The following is an 18,832-nucleotide window of genomic DNA, read 5'->3' on the forward strand; positions in this document are numbered from 1 at the left end:
TATTATTAATTAACGAAGCACGTATTTGTAAATCAGGCGGTGTACTAAACGTCCATGGGGTGCATGGATAAATTTGCCACTATTGAAGCGACCTTTTTTGTGTACAGACTTAGCATGACTAAAGGTTAGAAACCCTTCTTTGCCATGGTAAGCCCCAATGCCGGAGTCGCCTACGCCACCAAATGGCATGTCGTCTTGGGCGATATGAGTAAGGCAGTCGTTAATGGCGACACCACCTGCGTGAGTGTTATTCAGTACATCATTGTGTTCTTGGCTGTTGTGGCTGAATAAATACAGTGCCAATGGGCGAGGGTGGGCGTTGATGTAGTTTAGGGCTTGATCAAGGGAGTCATAGGTGAGAATAGGCAGTAGCGGGCCGAAAATCTCATCCTCCATGATGACCATATCCTCCGTGGTGTTAGTGACCAGTGTCAGTGGAATTTTACGAGTACCGGAGAAGTCTTCATTGGCCGTATTTAATGGCTCGACAGTAGCGCCTTTTTCGGCGGCATCGTTTAGGTAACCTTGTAAGCGATTGAACTGACGTTCGTTTACGATGGCCGTGTAGTCTGGGTTGTCTCGTAACGTGGGGAACGAATGTGCATATGCTGCTTTAAGCTGTTTTTTTACCTCATCCAGCATGTGTGTTGGGCAAAAGATGTAATCGGGGGCGATACAGGTTTGCCCTGCGTTGGTGGCTTTGCCAAAAATAATGCTTTCGGCTGCGCCTTTTAGCGACGCGTTATCGGTAATGATGCAAGGGCTTTTGCCCCCTAATTCAAGGGTCACAGGTACAAGGTTTTTACCGGCAGCGCTCATGACATGGCGGCCCACCGCAGTAGAGCCAGTAAACAGTAAGTGATCCCAATGCAGGCTGGAGAACTCAGCCCCAACTTGGGCTTCACCGAATATCACAGCCACTTGCTCTTCTTCAAAAATAGAGGCCAGCATACGCTGCAAGACTTCATTGGTAGCTGGGGTGAATTCAGAGAGCTTGATCACTGCACGGTTGCCAGCAGCCAATGCGGCCGCTAGTGGGGCGCAAGCCAATTGAATAGGGTAATTCCATGGCACCATGATGCCGACTACCCCTTTTGGTTGGTAGTGAACCTTGTTTGAAGCCGGAGCAAATAACGCGCTTACGTGCCTACGCTCAGGTTTCATCCATTGTTTGAGGTTTTTGCGATTATACTTGATAGTCTCAAGGGTAATCATGACTTCAGCTAATAGGGTTTCATCTTTAGAGCGGCAGCTAAAATCTTGATTAATGGCGTTGGCTAATTCGTCTTTATAAGCGCGTAGAGCTTTATCTAATTTACTTAAGTCTTGTTTGCGTTGATCAAGGTTAGGGTAAGGGGATGAAGCATAAGCCGCTTTTTGTTTGGCAAAGACACTATTTAAGTAGGCTATCTGGGCTTGTTCATTTTCTAAGTGAGCGGCTGTAGCGGCCATTACTTCGTCCTTTCATTATAATTTATAGTGACAAAATCATTATTAGAGTTAATACTCTAAACGTCAACTGTTTATTTGTTGTACATCAGCTCAAAGTGGAATAAGTGTGGTTTGGTTTAATTCTTGATTGCCTAAGCCTGATAGGCTTGCAAAAATAAAGACTACGATTAAGGCATGCGTAGTGCCACAGTTGGCTAAGTCAATGCATAATCACTAGGATGCAGTATGAAAACACGTGATCGAATTATACAAGCCAGTTTAGAGTTATTTAATGAACAGGGCGAGCGTAATATCACTACCAATCATATTGCTGCTCACTTAGAAATAAGCCCCGGTAATTTGTATTACCACTTTAAAAATAAGCAGCAAATCATATTTGATATTTACTTAGAATATGAATCCAAGGTAGATGAAAATCTCCAGTTACCCCACGGGCGAGCGCTAACCGTTAATGACAAACTAGAATATTTGCAAAAAATCTTTCAAGGATTGTGGGATTACCGCTTTCTACATCGTGATCTACAATATTTGTTACAACACGACCCCGACCTGCATAAGCGATATAATATTTTTTTCAAGCGTTGCCTTAATCGTACAGAAGCGATTTATATAGGTTTAAGAGCCGCTAATATTATATCTGCCTCAGATGAAGAAATTCGATCAGTGGCATTAAATACTTGGATTTTAGTGACCTCGTGGTTTGGCTTTATGCATACTAATTTATTAGTCAGTGGAGAATCACTCGAAGAAAGTCGCGAACTATTGAATGCAGGTATTTATCAAATATTCGCCTTAGAGCGCCCTTATCTAACCCCAGATTATGTGCAGCCAGTAGCAAACATCGCCAAGCAACTTGGTAAATCACTTGATCAGCTTTCTGTTACGTTATAAAGCGTAACCTTCGTTCAGGAAGAACATGACGATTCCTAAATTTAAAATAGAGGCACAAAAGCCACACGTTTCAGAATTGATCGGTAACGTAGCCCATGTGTTTAGAAAGAATATTCGCAGGTGGTATAAATCAACTGGAAAACCGAAAAGTTAGATATCAAAACGTTTGAAGCGTTATATTGAAAGCCATAATTAACAAGCCAGTTCAATACACATATTTAATTTCGATTTAAACACTTTTTCATTTTCCGTAGATTACTAATCAATACTTTTCTTTATTCAGCGGTGCTAAGTAGCTCCATAGCACTTTGAGATAATTGACGATCATAATTTTTGGAGTAGCTACCTTTGCTTAAAATAGAAAATAACTCTTATTTAAATGTTCCTTCTATTAAAGGAATGCTTTCCGGCGGTAAGCATAGGCTATCGCTACACGCTTGAGTGTTTAGAGTTAAATTTGATTTCTTATCTTGAGGTGTAAATTCAATATTGGTGATGTTTTCATATAAAGATAGAAAGGAGTCATCAAAATCTACCTGAATGAGAGTCCCTTCTGGATACTGAATGGTTTCACTATTAATACCGGAAATGTAGGTTGCCTTAAGATAATTTTGAATGGGCTGATGAGAATTCACATGCCACCCTTTTTCAAGTGTAAGACTAATTTTAGCCTTAGATTCATTTACAAATCCTAACAGTATGCCATGACCTTTTGCGAAGTCAGCAATTTTATATTTGCTCAAATAATGTTTTGTTTGAGAATGATAAGACGAGCTATTGGTTTTAGTTGTTAACCATTCAAAAGGAATTGCTTGTTTTAATAAATCAGCTGACATTATTGCAGCAGAAAGTGGTGCGATGGTTTCATGGTCTTCAATTGTGAATGGATCTTGTGGATTCAGCTGAACCAAAAGTTGAATGAAAAGCCCTTTACTTAAACGGCCATATGATTGGTCCATTTCTGAGTAACTAGAAAAACCTAGTGTTAAGTACGATAGGTCATCGATGTTACCTGCTAAGCAGTGTGATGGGTTGTAGCATGTGCGATTAACACCAGTGGGTTTAATACTATGTTTAGATAAACTTTCAGCCAGTGATTTTGCAGCGTTATCGCTTTTAGGAATACCAGCACGATGTGCGCGGGTGAAAGCCCATAGAAGCAAGCCGTTTAAACCTGTAATGCCCCTAGTGTCCTCTAATGGTTTTTCTCGATTATTTTGTAATTTTTTAAGTTGTTTTTGAGGTGCTATACCAAAATACTGGTATTGATCTTGATTAATTTTAGCTATGTTTTGTGTAATGCCTAATTCATCTAGTATTGATTTAGGCCATAGGTAATATCCACCTTCAATATTCTTCCAGTCAGCATTGATTGAAGTTGTGTAAAGGCCTGACTCATTAAGCATGTTGTTTTGTAAAAAATTAAAAATGCGCTGGGCGACACGTTTATAAAGCGGATTTTTGAATTGCATATACGCTTCACTGTATACCCATAATAACTGGGCTTGTGTATAAAGCATTTTTTCAAAATGAGGAACGCTCCAGTCTCGATTGGTTGAATAACGATAATAGCCACCATTAACACCGTCATGCAGAGGTGATTGAGCTAAAGTATTTAGATGCTTAATTAATGGCGATTTTAATTCTGGGTTATGTTCATATTGATTTAGCATAAAAATAAGATCAGCTTCATCCGGGAATTTCACTTCCCCATTTTTTCCAAAAAACTGGTGATCTCGTGAGTCCAGAATAAGGCGAGAAATATCAATAGTAGCTTGTTTTGTTATATTCGATTTTGATATTTTTTTGATATTATTAGCTTGCGAAATTAATAACTTAGGCTGGACCTGCCAAACTCTAGATAAACGTAAAGCGATCTTTTTCAGGTCATTAGCTGTTTCAAAGCTACTTAGCCAAATAGGGGAGCCGTCAGGTAGTGCAATAATGCTAATAGGCCATCCGCCTTCGCCTGTGACAGCTTGTTGTATTTGTAGGTAATGGTAATCAATGTTGGGATGCTCATCTCTATCCACTTTGATTGATTCATAATGCTCGTTTAATACTTTTGCAACCAGTTCATCTGAGAAAGTATGTTCATTCATCTGATGACACCAATGGCACGATGCATAGCCAATTGATATGAATAACAATTTTGTATTTGTTTCTGAGCTGGGCCAAGTTTTCCAGTTAATAGGGTTTTCAGCGTGTTGAAGCAAATAGGGAGAATGACTTAAGCTTAGTCCATTTAAATAATGGGCTGCTTTAGGTCTCTTTTCTTGCCATAAACGCCATTCTTCAATACTAGGATTGCTGCTGATTGGTGGAATAGCAGTATGTGCAAAACAAGTAAATAGGCTTAAAGCTATTAATAAGACAAGGCTTTTCATGCCGGATCCTTTTGCACAATGCTAATAATTTTATTCACGTCATCTATTTTGTGTATCTCTGATTCACCGTTTGGCCAGCGAATTTCTAGCTTGATACGCTTACTGTTACCTAATCCAAAATTTTGTTGTTTTGGATGCACTGTCATATAGGCGACTGAACCATGTATTTCACGCCAAAGTTTTTTGCCATTTTCAAGTGTGATAACTAAGCGGGCACCAATAGCATCAAGATTTGAACCAGCTTTAATAGAACCGGTTAGTTTTATAGCAAGCCAATTGTTTTCGTTTTTAGTTTTATTTTCATAAATATGAACTGAACCATGGTAATTACTTAAGGCAACATCTAGCTTGCCATCTGAATTCCAATCGAAGTACGTAGCTGCACGGGAGTTACCTAGATAATCTAAACCACTGCCTTGCGTTTTATTATTCAGTTTTCCATTATGATTTTCAAAAAATACATTGGTTTCTTTCTCGGATACTGGCATATAGGCGTCTTTATTATTCCCATATTGATCAGTAAAGTCAGAAATATAGTTACTATAAATGTTAAATTCGTTCATTCCATTCGTAACATATAGATCCATATCAGAATCATTATCGTAATCAAAGAAATCAGCACCCCATGACCATCCTGTTGAGTTATAGCCTCGGCCAATTAAATTAGATTGTTGATAATTTGATTGGTTGGATATGAAAAAATCATTAGCTTCTACCACGCGCATAGTGGCTAATTTATTAGGATCAAATTTCATTTCAGTTTCGTCAGATGGCAATACATAGCTTTCATCTTTATTCATGGTAACAATATTAGAAATATAGACATCAGGAATGAGATCTTGATTGATATCCGTGAGACCAATTCCCATGGTATATGATGGTTTATCGGTTCCAAGTTTTGCGGAGTGGTCTGAAAAGGTTAAGTTACCATTATTGATATAATATCCATTTACACCAAAATCGTTACCGACAATAACATCTTGCAGGCCGTCGTCATTTAAGTCTGTATGTGTAACAGCTTGACCCCATCCACTGTTTTCTAAACCTGAGTTTTTATGCTCTTTAAACTTAAGGTCTCCTTGGTTTATCCATAATTTATTAGGTAAACCATTGAAGTTTCTTCGAGATAATGTTGGTAATTTCCCTTTCGGATAATTACCGAAATAGGTGATGTATACATCAAGTAATCCATCATTATTAGCATCAAAAACCGTTGCTGGGCCACCAACTAAATTGTCCCCACCTAATGGTGAATTTTGTAAACGTATAAATTTTTTATTACCGATATTTTCAAAAATTTCATGTGCTTGATTGGCATAGGTGATGATTATATCTTGGTCGCCATCGTTATCCAGATCTGCAATTAGTGGTTGTCTAGGTTCACCTGGTTTTCCTTGAGTGATAAATCCTGATGAAGCAGAAATATCTATAAATTTAGAGCCTTGATTATCAAATATTTTATTGCCGTTACCGCTTAATAAAAGTAAATCAATATCGCCGTCACCATCGAGGTCTTCGGATGCGATTCCTGCACCACCAAAAGCAGGAGGTATACTAATTATCCCAACACCTTCTTCTTTTTCTAAATAACTTCTTAATAATCGATTCAACCAATCTGACGAGCGATGTTCAAATTCAATACCTACAGATTTAGTAATATTTTTAAAGCTATTATTGTTGCCTAAATTGTCTGAAATTAAATTACTTGAATAAATAGCAGCAATTTGCGGAATATTTTTTGATTCATTGTTGAGTTTAATTAAATTATTTATTTTATTAACGGCTAAAATTAAATCATTTGCTTCTAGTTGGTTTTCAGGAGATTTTTCTTTAGAAATTTTCCCAGCTGTACGTAGTAATAAGATCCCGTAGTTAGCAATATTCTCAGTTATAAGTTCAGCGGCGAATGGGTCTGCTGTTAGTGCTGAATTTAGAGAGCTATCTTCAAGTGCAAATTGTAAATAGCGCCAATGAATACCAGAGTCGCGAAATGAATCCATGTCATATGCTTCGAGATAAACTTGATTTAGGTAATCTAATTTTGGGAAATAAACAACATCTTCATACTCATTTAATTGATGAGGTATATATTCATTACTATAGCTGTATACATCAGATTCCTGAATAACTGCATGTTTGTTATTTAAAGCCGATGCACTAGCACCTAAATATAAGCCTTTAGTAAATTCAATTAGAGCGCTGGCGAAATATTGTCGAAAAAGTTCGGCTTCATCAGGATTTTTTGGCCAGCTTTTACGAGCATAAAATACCTGTAAATTTCGGACAAAAATTTTACTAGATACATTATTGTAAACTTTATAGGCAGATAATTTTTGTTTAATTATTTGATTCAGTAATGATTTGTCTTTGTTTGGTTTAAGCGTGAAGTCTATACTTTTTAGATGTGTAAGTTCTTGCCAGTACTGGCTGATTTTAGCTTTTGCTATTTGATGTTGATTGTTTTTTCGCGCATCTGTATCAGCTAGTTTTAATGTAGCTAAACTTAATAGATCTAATTTATCTTTTAATACTGAAATGGACTTTTGAGAAAGTATAGGGGTATTTAAGTCCCCTTCCATTAGCATAGTTTGTTGAGCAGCTAAAATTGATCTTAAAGAATAGGCAACTGAGGAATATTGTCGTGCATCATCTTTATGAATCACAATAGATAAGTTATCTGAGAAAGTAAGTTGATGATGACCCTTATTGGTTAAACTCACTACAAATATTTTATTGAATATTTTATGAATATCATAGGGGTTAATTTCTTGATTTTTGTTTAGTTGGGCAGCTTCTTCCCAAATTTTTAAGACTAATTGGTGAGTCAGCTGGTTTTTCTCAAATCGTGCATCAGGAGATAAAGGGGTGCCAAACATGAAATCTTCTAGTCTGCTGGCTGTTGCATAGCACTTTGGGTCTTTTTTTGATTCAAATGCTTGGATTTCTTTAATGAGCGTGCTGGCATCTTGTGCTATCACAAAAGGTGACAATATGACTAAGGAGAGTACCCAGAAGTTCATGTGAAATTCCTATGATTCTTAACTAATACTAAAACCTCAATTATGCAGTATCTAATGTTTAATTGTTAGCTTAGACAAGCCTTGCCATTAAATTGATCACTTGGTTTATTTTTTACTAGTAATTGAATTAACCGATGTTAATTCTAATTTAGGTAATCTTGTATTGGGTTAATTAACTGCTAGGGAGGTAATGCTTCATTTGATTCATGGAAGCAACAAAAATCGAGAATCTTTCAACGATTGCTTGCAACCATTGGCTGGGGCTCCCTATGTTTATCACTTTATGTGTTATCAGGATTACCCATCAGCACCGACAAATGATCATCAGTGTGGGGCAAATCTAGCTGAGTCTAAATGTGAACACAGGCGAAGGCCCATATAAGGCCTCTTAAGATAATGGATTTACTGAGAGATTGGATGGCAGTGACTCACTATCTCTGGTTGGCAGGGATAACTGCGGCAATTTATATATTTAATAACGACTGATTAGTTTACAGAAAAGGAAGGTAATGAGAATTAATCACATTAGATTTCCTTGGTAGATTTATAAAAAGCTGAATGAAATAGCGTGCTTACATCAAATAATTATAAGGATACGATTAGAACTTTTATTACTAAACGCTATATTTAATAGATATGGAATACAAGGGCGATGTATTTTGCGGACTAAATCTAAATTTCAATTCAGTGTCGATAGCCCACTTGTTCTGGTGGGGAGTGCAGTACTGTGTACTACATGTTTAGTGTTAATTTTAGTGTTATCAGTTCTTGGCTTGAATGAAAACGCAATGTTGATGGAGGGGTTGTCGGCTGCTGGGCTAATAACGATTATTCCTATCTTATTGAAAATTAAGCAGATTAAATATTGCGCTCTATACATAAATGCACTGTATTCAAGTAATCAAGAGCATGCAGACTTAAGAGAGTTAATTCCTGAAGACATTGCAAAAGATGACGAATTATCCAAACAAATTAATAGATCAATTACCCGTACTAGTGAAATATTATCTTTTCTTTTAAGCCATAACATTCATTCTGCGGTGATATCAGCCAAAGGACGCCAATTAGGCGAAACATCACATGCCAGTGCAAAACAACAAGCTATATTGGCTGATGAGATTTTTCAAACCAGTGATGAGACAAGTAATGCACTGAATGAGCTTACTCAGCGCACATCCGATATCGCGGATTCAAACTCACATAACCTAGAAATAGCCAGTAAAGCTCATATTGAGCTTGAGTCAGTATTGAAGGATATTCAAAAATCAGCAACTGTCTTGGATGACTTTTCTGTAACCGTCGATCGCTTAGTAAAAAATTCAGAGAGCATAGGTACTATTTTAGAAACAGTACAAGGTTTTGCAGATCAAACAAATATGCTGGCACTTAATGCCGCTATTGAAGCTGCTCGAGCTGGTGAACATGGTCGAGGATTTGCGGTAGTTGCAGATGAAGTGAGAACGTTAGCTTCTAAAGTCGGCACATCGGCAGATCAAATAAATGAGTTGATAAGTGAAATGGGGAATATCGTTTCTCAAACATCTAAAAGTAATCGTTCTGCTAATGAAAGTACGCACTCTGCTCAAGAATCGATTAGTAATACAATGACGCAATTTTCAAATATGGTTGCCAAGTTTGAAAGCACACATGAAAGCCTATTAATGGTGAGCTCCACAGCAGAAGAATTAGCGCTAACAAATAAAGAAGGTCTCAAAAGGACTGCAGAAATACGAGATCTTGGCGATAAAATTTTAGTTAGTATGGATGAGTTTTTTAAACATTCAGATACAATGAAAAATGATAACAATGAATCATTAAAACAACTGTCTCAATTTAGAATACAAGATGGTAAGTTAGAACCTTATGTCGATGAATTATTTAAACGTACAATAATAATTAAAAACTTTTTAGTGGAATTGGAAAAAGAAGGTGTTGATATTTTTGATCGTAACTATGTGCCACTTGAAGGGTCAAAAATGAATAAGTACGATATAAGCTGGCGTGAAGATTTTAAGCGTAAAGCTCAATCCACTATTGACCGCTGGCATAATGAGGAAGCTATTGAAGGGGTGTTATATTGGCTGGCAACAGATGATAAGGGCTACCTGCCGACTAATCAATCTGCTACATCTAAACCGGAGACTGGGGATTTGCGGATTGATATGCAGTATAGTCGTCACATGTTCTTCTCTGTGGATAGTAAATTTGATTTAGATAATGTTAATAGTTGTAAGTATATAGGTATGGGCAGTTTTGTTATTCCCGGTGGACAGGTTGTGATGAGTTTATTTATTCCTATAAATATCGATGGGCGGCGCTGGGGGTCACTAGGGTTAGGGCTGTTGCCTCAAACCCTAGGCATAGAGGTCTAGAGATTAAAATAAGTATTTAAAACGCATAGAAATAGCCTGCCCTGTTTGATTTGTGTTGACAACATTGCCAGAAATACTTGGCTTTAAGTAATCAAACATGAAACTTGTATCTTGGTTTAAATAATAATTAATACCTAGCAGTAGGCTGGATGCCTCACTCCCTATTGCATAGTCGCGCACGGAAACCCCTGAATAGCGAATCACCCATTCTATGTTACCGGCTTCACGGTTTGTCGGTTTGAATTCACCATTTTTATATTTATAAGAAGAGGCTGAATCGAATGGGTTTTTACTCAGTAACCCTGAAGTTTGAAGATAAAAACCTTGATACTGCCATGACCTACCGTTGGTTTGTTCTATCTGTGTCGAATACAGCTCAGCCATAAACCAAATGTTTTTATAAATGGTTCCTATTTCAGCTTGAATAATATTTTGATCTTTAGCATAAAATCTGGAACTTCGAATAATGTTGTCCGCTGAGTTTACTTCTCCTCTATTTTTAATTTGAAACAAGCTATCATCTAAATCTCGATAAGAATAAGAAGCCCCTAAGTGAAAAATATTTTCATGGTTTAGTAAGGAGAGCCCATGGGTTAGTCGTGAGGTTACTGAAGAGCCACTCTCGATATCATCGTCTTTTAATTGGAATGCACCAATATGAAAAGTAGAGTGTTTAAAATCTGTATTAAACATAATGCCTGTATTTCTACCGGGCGAGAATATCGAACTCACCAGTGAGCGTTCAATAGTTGGAAGATCGCTCGATCCCATTAGCTCTTCATGGCCCATGGCTTCTTTAAATCTACCAAGTATTAGCGATGATTTTCCGGTTTTCAATTTTATAAAAATATCTTTTAAAGAAAACTCATTTTTGTAATCATCTTTTTCCTCTTTCTTAAATTCTACTTGGACTTTTGAGCTGATATTACTCGTAAATTTATACTTAATAGAGCTTTTTATTGATCCAATTTCAATGTTATTTTTTATACTTGTTTGTTCATCAGAGTTTTTTTGATAATACGGCCCAATAGCATCAGCATCTATATAGAGCCGACTTTTAATTTTAAAGTCTCCAGCTTGAGTAGACGATACGAATAGAAAACATAAAAAAATATTTAAAATTAACTTCATGATGTTATCTTGTATATGACTCAGGTGTAATTGGGGAGGTTTCTTCGTAGCCATTCAAGCTAGGTTTAAATTTAACCTTTATGGTTGCGCAGTCTTTTAAAAAATCAACATGAAGAATGTCTACTCTTTTTATATCCCATCCGGTTCTATCTTTTATATCATTCTTAAGATTCTGAATGTTTTCAGGTCGAATATTTTCGATTATTTCATACTGAATGACGCGCTCATTTAATTTTTCCATGAAAATATTGGTTTCCAATAAAAATGCTAAAGCGATAATGATTGCATCAATAACGATTAATTCAACCGGCCCTAAGCCTGATACTGCATTTAGCAATGAAATGGCAATCACTAAAAATAAATATGTCATTTCTTTAACAGAAATAGATTCAGTCCTATAACGTAGCATAGAAAACACAGCAAATAGACCAAATGCAAAGCCCATTGAGATATCGGTTTTATGTAGTAAAGCGGTAATAATAAATACGCCCATTCCAAATAAAATGAATGAGGCACTATGGGCCCTATTCCGACTGAATTGGTAATAACAAAATAAAACGAGAATCAATATAGATGCCATATTGATGATGAAACCGGCAATAAAATCTGGGTGAAAATCTGGCATATTAAAACCTTAATTTGATAATAGTTTTTTTAGTGAAAGGTAATTAAATTTAAATCGATTGGTTTTTATATTAGGTACTTTAGTAAGAACGCAGCCCATGCAGTATTTACTAAATGTTTTAGGAAAGTAACCAAATTCTTTTAATAACTTATGTAATTTTGAGTTCTTTAAGGCATGGTCAGCCTTGTCACGTTTTACTTCTATTATGGCGATGTCATCCAGTAATTTATTGCCATTATTGATTAGGTCATGAAAACTCAAATTAATATCAATGGTAACTCTTTGGTTCAACGTTTTATGTAAAAGAGTAATACGCTGATAATTCACTTCTAGACAAGCTATTAGAGGCTTGTTTTTATCTTTCTGTTCCCAGATTTTGTTTACATGTAAATGATGGTTGGTATTACCTATATTATGTCGATATTTATGTGTAATACCTTTATTGTTTTTTTCTTTAATTTCGAGAAAACATATTTTTGATTGTACATATTCTCGGGTTCTAACCTTTAGCCGATTAGCTTTACCAGAGTGGTGTTGATGATACAGTTCGTAGTCGCCTGTATCGTAATAAATGGTTTTATAATCAAATTTTCTGATGTCTCTATCTTCTAAAACCGAATAATCAGAAACCATGCTATGTAGCAGAGACTCAAGGTTGTGCTTGTGGATGACAAATTTGTCATCCACTCGAGTCATTAGCGCTGCTCGATCTTGATCGAGCAGCGTATGCGCATCCAATTGAGCAATAGAAAGCTCAATCGGAGCAGGCACTAGGCTAAGCGTTTGAGTTTGTTCAAGCGTGTTAGCAACATGTGTCATTATTTAAGGTGTCCTAGAGTACCGGATACCGAACCACTTAACAGTGAGTTTGTACCATCACCGGCATTGTCTAGAGTAATGCCGCCATCCGCAGACGTGGCCATTAAAATTAAACTGCCTGCTGAAAATTTAAATAGGAAGGCGAAGGTTGAAAAGCCATGAAAGTCAGTGTCACCTTCTTTGAAGTTCTCAGAATCCACAACTATATGTAATACATACACATCAATATCATCTGCAGGTACACCTGCAAAGGCTTGGGCTTGATCAACACCCACTAAGGAAATGGCATGGGTAGCCGTAGGCCCGCCGAAAGTATTCAAATCATACAGAATGCTGTCGTCGGGTATAACGGTAATATTAGCCGTTACAGAGTCGCCATTTAACAAATCAAAAGAGAAGGTCCCGCTATCTTGTCCTTCATCGGCAGTAAAATTAGCCGTAATTTCAGTTGTGCTCACTTCAAAGTTCTCACAATTACGTGCTACATCATTTAATGTGTAGTCCGCATGATCTGCTGCGTCATTGGCCATGGCAGAGGCTAAGCGTGTGGGCAGGTCTTCATCTAAGTTTGTGGATAGCTTTTCCGCATACTCTGGATCACTGCCCGATACAAAGGCTTTTAATGCGGTGACGGCATCATCGGGGGCATCGGTCAGTGTTTGAATGTCATCAATGTAGTCTAGAATATCTTGCTCTGCCCACGGCTCAGCGAGTAATTCATTAATGCGCGCATAATATTCTGCGCGTTTTGTCTCAATGCTAAATAAGCGTTTTGTGATACGAGAATTGTGATAAAGGGGCCCTATATTGGCTAGGAACTCGTCGTCGCCACCAGTAAATGCAGCATCGGTGCCCCAAGGGATGTAATAGAACTTATTATTATCTGGATTGTTATAAATATAAAAATTGTTGTTATTACCCATGGCAGAATCCCAGTGGCCGAGAACCGCGTCCATGGCCCAGTGGGTATAAAAAGCATCCATATCCACTAATGTGTCTAGGGTAGCCAGAAAATTTTCATCGTCTGCTAAATCTAGGGCGTTGGCAACGGCATCTAGGTCGCTGCGGTCGTTTTCTGTTTTATTGGTTTTAAGTTGAAATCTTTGGTTGAGGTGGGTTCCAAAGTCTGCACTTTGGGCTTCGTATAGGTTGCCTTCGTCATTACCAAATACACGCTCTAAAAATGGTTTTTTAATGCTTTCGACATGGGTATAAACCCCTAGGTCTTCACCGTTAACATAAACACGAGCTAGGCTGCATCTAGGTGCTTTGATACCGGCTTGATTATACATCTTATAGGCAAGGCATTGGCGTACATTGGTGGCATCTTGTCGGTTGTTATTAAGAGTCATGCGTTTTAGACCCTTAAAGCGTCGTCCTTCAACACCGTCATCAAAATTAAATTTGAATGATGGCTTACTCACGCTGAGTGATCCCAAAAAGCCCTTCTTACGAACAGTGACATCCTCTAATTCTTCACCATCAATACTCACAGTGGCGCTAAAGTCAGTATATTCAAAGTCTTCCCTTGGGCAAGAACGATACATGTCTGCTAAAGAGCGGCCTTCGTCTGCAAGAGTTTTAAAGTCGTTTTCGGGCAATTGTATTTGAACGACCATCAGTCGGTTTGTATCAAAAGGGTCACCCGTTACTGAATCTAGGTCGTCAGGTACAAAAAAGTCGGCCTTATCGGAAGGCTCTGTTGAACCTGAGCCGCATGCGTTAAGCATGGCGAGCAGGGTAATTAAAAGTAGGTGCTTCATTAAGATTCCTTGCAGATATGGCGTCGTTATTCTTAGATTAGCAAGATACTCGGCGGGGTATTAGCCTACGAAGGGTGTAGATATGGCCACATTTATGTGACACGCGTCACATAAATGTGGATGTAGATTGCCCCCTAAGACAAAAAAAGCCAATTAAAATAAGCACTTATGGGTTGCTGAGATTGTGACAAATTTATGAATGCTGCGCTTGTGTATAGATAAGAGCCGCCTCAGTTCGTGAATTAATTTTCAGTTTAGAGTATATATTTTGAATGTGCCGTTTCACCGTTGGCAGAGAAATACCCAGCTGATCTGCAATATCCTGATTGCGCATACTCTTAGCGAGTAGCCGTAATATCTCTTCTTCGCGCCTTGTTAGCTGCTCTAATTGTTTGGTTGATTGATGGTTAATGCTGATGGGTGATTGAATATCAGCTGATTCAGCCTTAGTGTTAAAATTTAAAGAGGACTTCTCTTTATTAGCTTGTAATAAATACTGGCAATAATTACCGACTTCTTCATGGCTTTGTAATTCATTAAGCTTACTGAGCACAAAGGGGTTAGCATCCAATATAATCTGTTTATAACCACAATCTCTAGCGACTTTTAATGTGCTAATAAGCAGGTCACTGGCTTTTTCGGCTTGTGCTCGGTTAAACAAAAGCGTGGCTATGAGCAAACTTAGGTTCACTTGACGAGCTAAATACTTGTTTGTGATGGCGTCTTGCAGTAATTCTTCGAAAACATCCATCTTATCTTGGCCACAAAACATGAGCCCAATTGCTTGGAGCCAAGACTCTAAGCTTTGCTTTATGGGTGGGTTATTTTCTGCTGCTTCATAGTTTGTGGCCCACTGAATGATGGGCATGGTATTCCCTAATTTTAATTGGTATAGCATGTCCATTAGTATGGTGTCTGGTGAGAATTGAAAGTTACTTTTATTAAGATCGTTTCGTAAATTCTTTTCTTCATAGTCATAAATGACTTTTAACCATTTATCGGCTTCTTCATATTGATGGGTACTCACGAGTAAACGTAATTTAAAATGGTACTGGTTAAATAAGGTGCCCCTTGGGTCTGTGAATTCAGAAATATTACGTTCAACTAAATCATATATTTCATAGGCTTTCGAAAAGTCTAAGTTTTCTATGTGTATGTAACCTAGTGAGGAATACAACCAGGGTATATTAGGGGTATTTAAGGCATTTATTTGGGTCAACCAATTTATCGTTTCTTCAAGTTTTTTTTTGGCGGTTTTAACGTGTCCATTAAAATAGAGTGCTTGACTTAAAGTTGAAGTTGTTATGACAACGCAGTTGATGTTTTTATTTTCTTTTGCTAGTTCGAGTATTCTGTAACCAAGCTCAATGGCTTCGATAAAATTTTCTTGCGCGAATGCATGGATGAAATGAATGAAGTTAAGCCAACAATATAAAGGATGTTGTTCGGTAAATGTAAATTCACCTTTTAGGGTTTTTAGTTTTGTAAATTGTCCATCTGTTAAATAGCTCATATCTTCTAGTAAAGCGAGCGTACTTTTTGTGGTTTCATATTCTTCTATACTATGAAAGCCATATTGAGAGAGGATATCTAAAAAGTTAAGGTTGTTATTGATAATAGCTTCTATCTCTTTAAAGATCTTTTTGCCTTTTTCTAAATAAAAATGCATTTCATCTATATTTTTTTTCTGAAATGCAAAATTGACTTTAAGAACCGATAGGGTTGGGAGAACATCAAATTGTTCTTTAGGAAACTGGTTTAAATGAAATTGTGTGAAATCGAGATGAGAATTTTTGTAGTCACTATAAAGAATTTGACCAAGAATATTTGATGCCAATGGCCAGTCTTCATTTTTTTGGGCTAATACCAAGGCATCCGTTAGTGATTCAATCTGGATTAAATGTTGAATTGCATTTGAGCGGATGGTTTTAGCTTGATCAGGGTTGTTTGTATTAATATTTGACTCTAGCCACTCTCGGAATAAATCATGAATTTTAAAAAGCACTTCATTTGATTGATTCTGAGTGGAGCTAATTAATATCCCTGAGTGAATGAATTTTTCAAATTCCGGTTTTGATATTGGGGAATCTAAAATCATATTAATAGTAGAAAGATTAAACCTAGGTAGTATGCATATTACGTTTAGAATGTTTTTTGTATTATCATCTAGGTTTAAAAAAACTTCTTCCATCAAGTAGTCAGCTATCAAGTCTTGGTGAACAGCGGGTGCCCCTTGATTTCGTTCACCAATATCATTCACGCGAATCAATAATTGAACAGCGGCAGGCCAGCCCTTGCTTTGTTCAAATATATAATTTAATACGTCCTCTGATGGGGGGGTATCAAATTGATGGTTAAGTATTTCAGCGCAGGTTGCTTTATCAAAGGCTAAATCATGATTGGTAATTAGTATCGCTTGTTGCTTGCTAATTCGATTGGGTATTCGAAGTTCAGGTAGCGTACGAGTGGTGATAATGAGTTGTAACCAATAGGGTTTATAGTCAATAAATCGTGAGATAGATTCAATGATGCGTTCATCGTGAATAAGGTGAAAGTCATCTAGTACTAATACACATTGATTTGGACGCAATCGATGACGGGTAAATTGATTAAGCCCGCTAATCACGCTATCGCATATTGGCAATACATCATCGATTGATTGGTTGGTTAAAAAAAGCTTAGCTTCTTCCGTGATACTCGGGTGAATATTCGAGAGGGCTTCACATATATACTGCCAAAAGGTAGTGGGGATATTATCTCCATTATCTAAGGAGTACCAAGCGACCGCTTGATTTGAATATTGTAGCCAATCGCATATCAAACTGGTTTTACCAAAACCGGCAGCGGCTTGCAAAACAATTAATGGTAAGTCTTGTTTGGATTGCAGCTGTGCGCACAGAGTTGGGCGATGAATTAAATCATGGGCGACAGGGACTGCAAGTTTATTGGTGAGAATGGCAGCGTTCATTTTGGGTAATGCTTGGTTAATTCCGTTTAAGTTACCTTAACGTATCGGGCTTGATTAGCAAACCTCTATATTAACCAAGTGAGCCATAAAACGATTAACACAGCAAAGCAAACGTTTAGCGTAAAACCAATCTTCATCATGCGGTTTTGAGGTATATAGCCACTCGAATACACCACGGCATTGGGCGGTGTAGCCACAGGTAGCATAAACGCACAAGAAGCCCCTATTGCGATGGCACAAACAATCAGGGTTTGATTGAATCCCAGTACATCGGCTAATCCCATAAAAGTAGGAATCATGAGTGCAGCAAGAGCGGTATTACTGGAAATTTCGGTCATGAAAATCACAAACATTAAAATCAATAAAAGCAGCCAAAAAAGACCTATGCCATCGGCTAAATACGCAATTTTATTGGCTAAAAATAAGTTGGCTTGCGTCTCACTTAAAATGGCGCTGAGGGCCAAACCACCACCAAACAATAGTAAGATTCCCCACTGGGTTTGTTTTTCAAAAGTCTTCCACGATAAGCTTTTACTGCCGTGTAATACAATAATCGCAATGACAGCGACCCAGCTATCATAACTAGCAATCTTCCCTGTGTGCTTTTGAATAAAGCCACCAAATATCCAAGCGCAGGCGGTTATCAAGAAAATGCTGATGACTTGTACTTTCTGACGTGTCCAGTGAAAGTCTAATGAACTTGTTGATTGATTAAATAATGAAAGATCAGGCTTGCACAGGCCATATAAAATCCCCCACATGATGGGCAATAGCAAAAGACTGATTGGCATAGCAATACTAAGCCAGTCATTGAAACTTAAATTTAGTGCGCTGGCGGCAATGGCATTAGGTGGACTGCCTACAACGGTTGCCATGCCACCAATGTTAGCCGAATACGCGACACCCAATAATAAAAATGCGTAGATATTTTTGTGTTGTTCATAATTGATTTTCCCAACTAGCCCCAGTGCGATAGGCAGCATCATCACCGCGGTGGCGGTATTGCTTATCCACATAGACATAAACCCAGTTAAGCTGAATAACACAAGACACATCACCAACCCATTCTTTGCCCGTTGTATGATCCAGTGAGCTAAATAGTGATCAATCTTGTGTTCGTGCAAAGCAGCTGCCAAGGCAAACCCCCCTAAGAATAAAAAGATAATAGGGTGAGCAAAGCTGAGTAATGCGGTTTTGAAGTCCATGACTCCCAAGCCTGCGGCTAGTACAGGTACTAGTAGTGCGGTGACACTTAAAGGTAGCAGCTCTGCCATCCAAAAATTGGCAACAAGGGATAAAATAACCAAACCCAACTGGGTGCTGTGGGGGATATTACTGCCGAATATCAAACTAAAAGCGACCATTTGTATGATCAAAGAAACGAGCCACTTCATGTGAGTACCT

11 protein-coding genes are annotated in these 18,832 nt (G+C 37.7%); 2 read left to right on the plus strand and 9 right to left on the minus strand.

Translation table 11 applies throughout. The features are described from left to right. Positions 1 to 9 precede the first annotated feature (9 nt). Positions 10 to 1,452, minus strand: coding sequence for a coniferyl aldehyde dehydrogenase (locus ABWV45_RS06855; protein ID WP_353350006.1), 1,443 nt, complete (start codon positions 1,450 to 1,452; stop codon positions 10 to 12). Positions 1,453 to 1,677: 225 nt separating this feature from the next. Between ABWV45_RS06855 and ABWV45_RS06860 the strand changes: the two genes are divergently transcribed. After that, positions 1,678 to 2,343 carry a TetR/AcrR family transcriptional regulator gene (locus tag ABWV45_RS06860; protein WP_353350008.1) on the plus strand — a complete coding sequence of 222 codons (666 nt, stop codon included), beginning with the start codon at positions 1,678 to 1,680 and terminating at the stop codon, positions 2,341 to 2,343. A 371-nt stretch (positions 2,344 to 2,714) separates the two neighbouring features. On the opposite strand, the gene ABWV45_RS06865 is transcribed toward ABWV45_RS06860, so the two are convergent. Beyond that, positions 2,715 to 4,730, minus strand: a complete 2,016-nt coding sequence (locus tag ABWV45_RS06865; RefSeq protein ID WP_353350010.1) for a thioredoxin domain-containing protein — start codon at positions 4,728 to 4,730, stop codon at positions 2,715 to 2,717. After that, positions 4,727 to 7,750: a CRTAC1 family protein gene (locus tag ABWV45_RS06870; RefSeq protein WP_353350012.1), complete on the minus strand. Its 3,024-nt coding sequence runs from the start codon at positions 7,748 to 7,750 to the stop codon at positions 4,727 to 4,729. The genes ABWV45_RS06865 and ABWV45_RS06870 overlap by 4 nt, the downstream gene beginning before the upstream one ends. A 755-nt stretch (positions 7,751 to 8,505) precedes the next feature. Here ABWV45_RS06870 and ABWV45_RS06875 point away from each other — a divergent pair. After that, on the plus strand, positions 8,506 to 10,122 hold the full coding sequence (locus ABWV45_RS06875; RefSeq protein WP_353350014.1) for a methyl-accepting chemotaxis protein: 1,617 nt from the start codon (positions 8,506 to 8,508) through the stop codon (positions 10,120 to 10,122). Positions 10,123 to 10,125: 3 nt separating this feature from the next. On the opposite strand, the gene ABWV45_RS06880 is transcribed toward ABWV45_RS06875, so the two are convergent. The 6 genes from ABWV45_RS06880 to ABWV45_RS06905 all read right to left on the minus strand — a co-directional run bounded on the left by ABWV45_RS06880 (position 10,126) and on the right by ABWV45_RS06905 (position 18,822). Beyond that, the gene (locus ABWV45_RS06880) at positions 10,126 to 11,253 is read right to left on the minus strand and encodes a porin (RefSeq protein ID WP_353350016.1); all 1,128 of its coding nucleotides are present in this window, start codon (positions 11,251 to 11,253) and stop codon (positions 10,126 to 10,128) included. 4 nt (positions 11,254 to 11,257) lie between these two features. Next, the gene (locus ABWV45_RS06885; protein ID WP_353350018.1) at positions 11,258 to 11,878 is read right to left on the minus strand and encodes a DUF4956 domain-containing protein; all 621 of its coding nucleotides are present in this window, start codon (positions 11,876 to 11,878) and stop codon (positions 11,258 to 11,260) included. A 9-nt stretch (positions 11,879 to 11,887) separates the two neighbouring features. Further along, a complete protein-coding gene (locus ABWV45_RS06890; RefSeq protein ID WP_353350020.1) occupies positions 11,888 to 12,697 on the minus strand; it encodes a polyphosphate polymerase domain-containing protein in 810 nt (269 codons plus the stop codon). Beyond that, the gene (locus ABWV45_RS06895) at positions 12,697 to 14,460 is read right to left on the minus strand and encodes a CotH kinase family protein (RefSeq protein ID WP_353350022.1); all 1,764 of its coding nucleotides are present in this window, start codon (positions 14,458 to 14,460) and stop codon (positions 12,697 to 12,699) included. The genes ABWV45_RS06890 and ABWV45_RS06895 overlap by 1 nt, the downstream gene beginning before the upstream one ends. Before the next feature lie 193 nt (positions 14,461 to 14,653). Further along, positions 14,654 to 17,428, minus strand: coding sequence for a LuxR C-terminal-related transcriptional regulator (locus ABWV45_RS06900; protein ID WP_353350024.1), 2,775 nt, complete (start codon positions 17,426 to 17,428; stop codon positions 14,654 to 14,656). Positions 17,429 to 17,493: 65 nt separating this feature from the next. Beyond that, the gene (locus tag ABWV45_RS06905) at positions 17,494 to 18,822 is read right to left on the minus strand and encodes an SLC13 family permease (RefSeq protein WP_353350026.1); all 1,329 of its coding nucleotides are present in this window, start codon (positions 18,820 to 18,822) and stop codon (positions 17,494 to 17,496) included. Between the last annotated feature and the right edge of the window lie 10 nt (positions 18,823 to 18,832).

Origin of the sequence: Oceaniserpentilla sp. 4NH20-0058, assembly GCF_040371755.1 — a bacterium.
Classification (GTDB): Bacteria; Pseudomonadota; Gammaproteobacteria; order Pseudomonadales; family Oceanobacteraceae; genus Bermanella.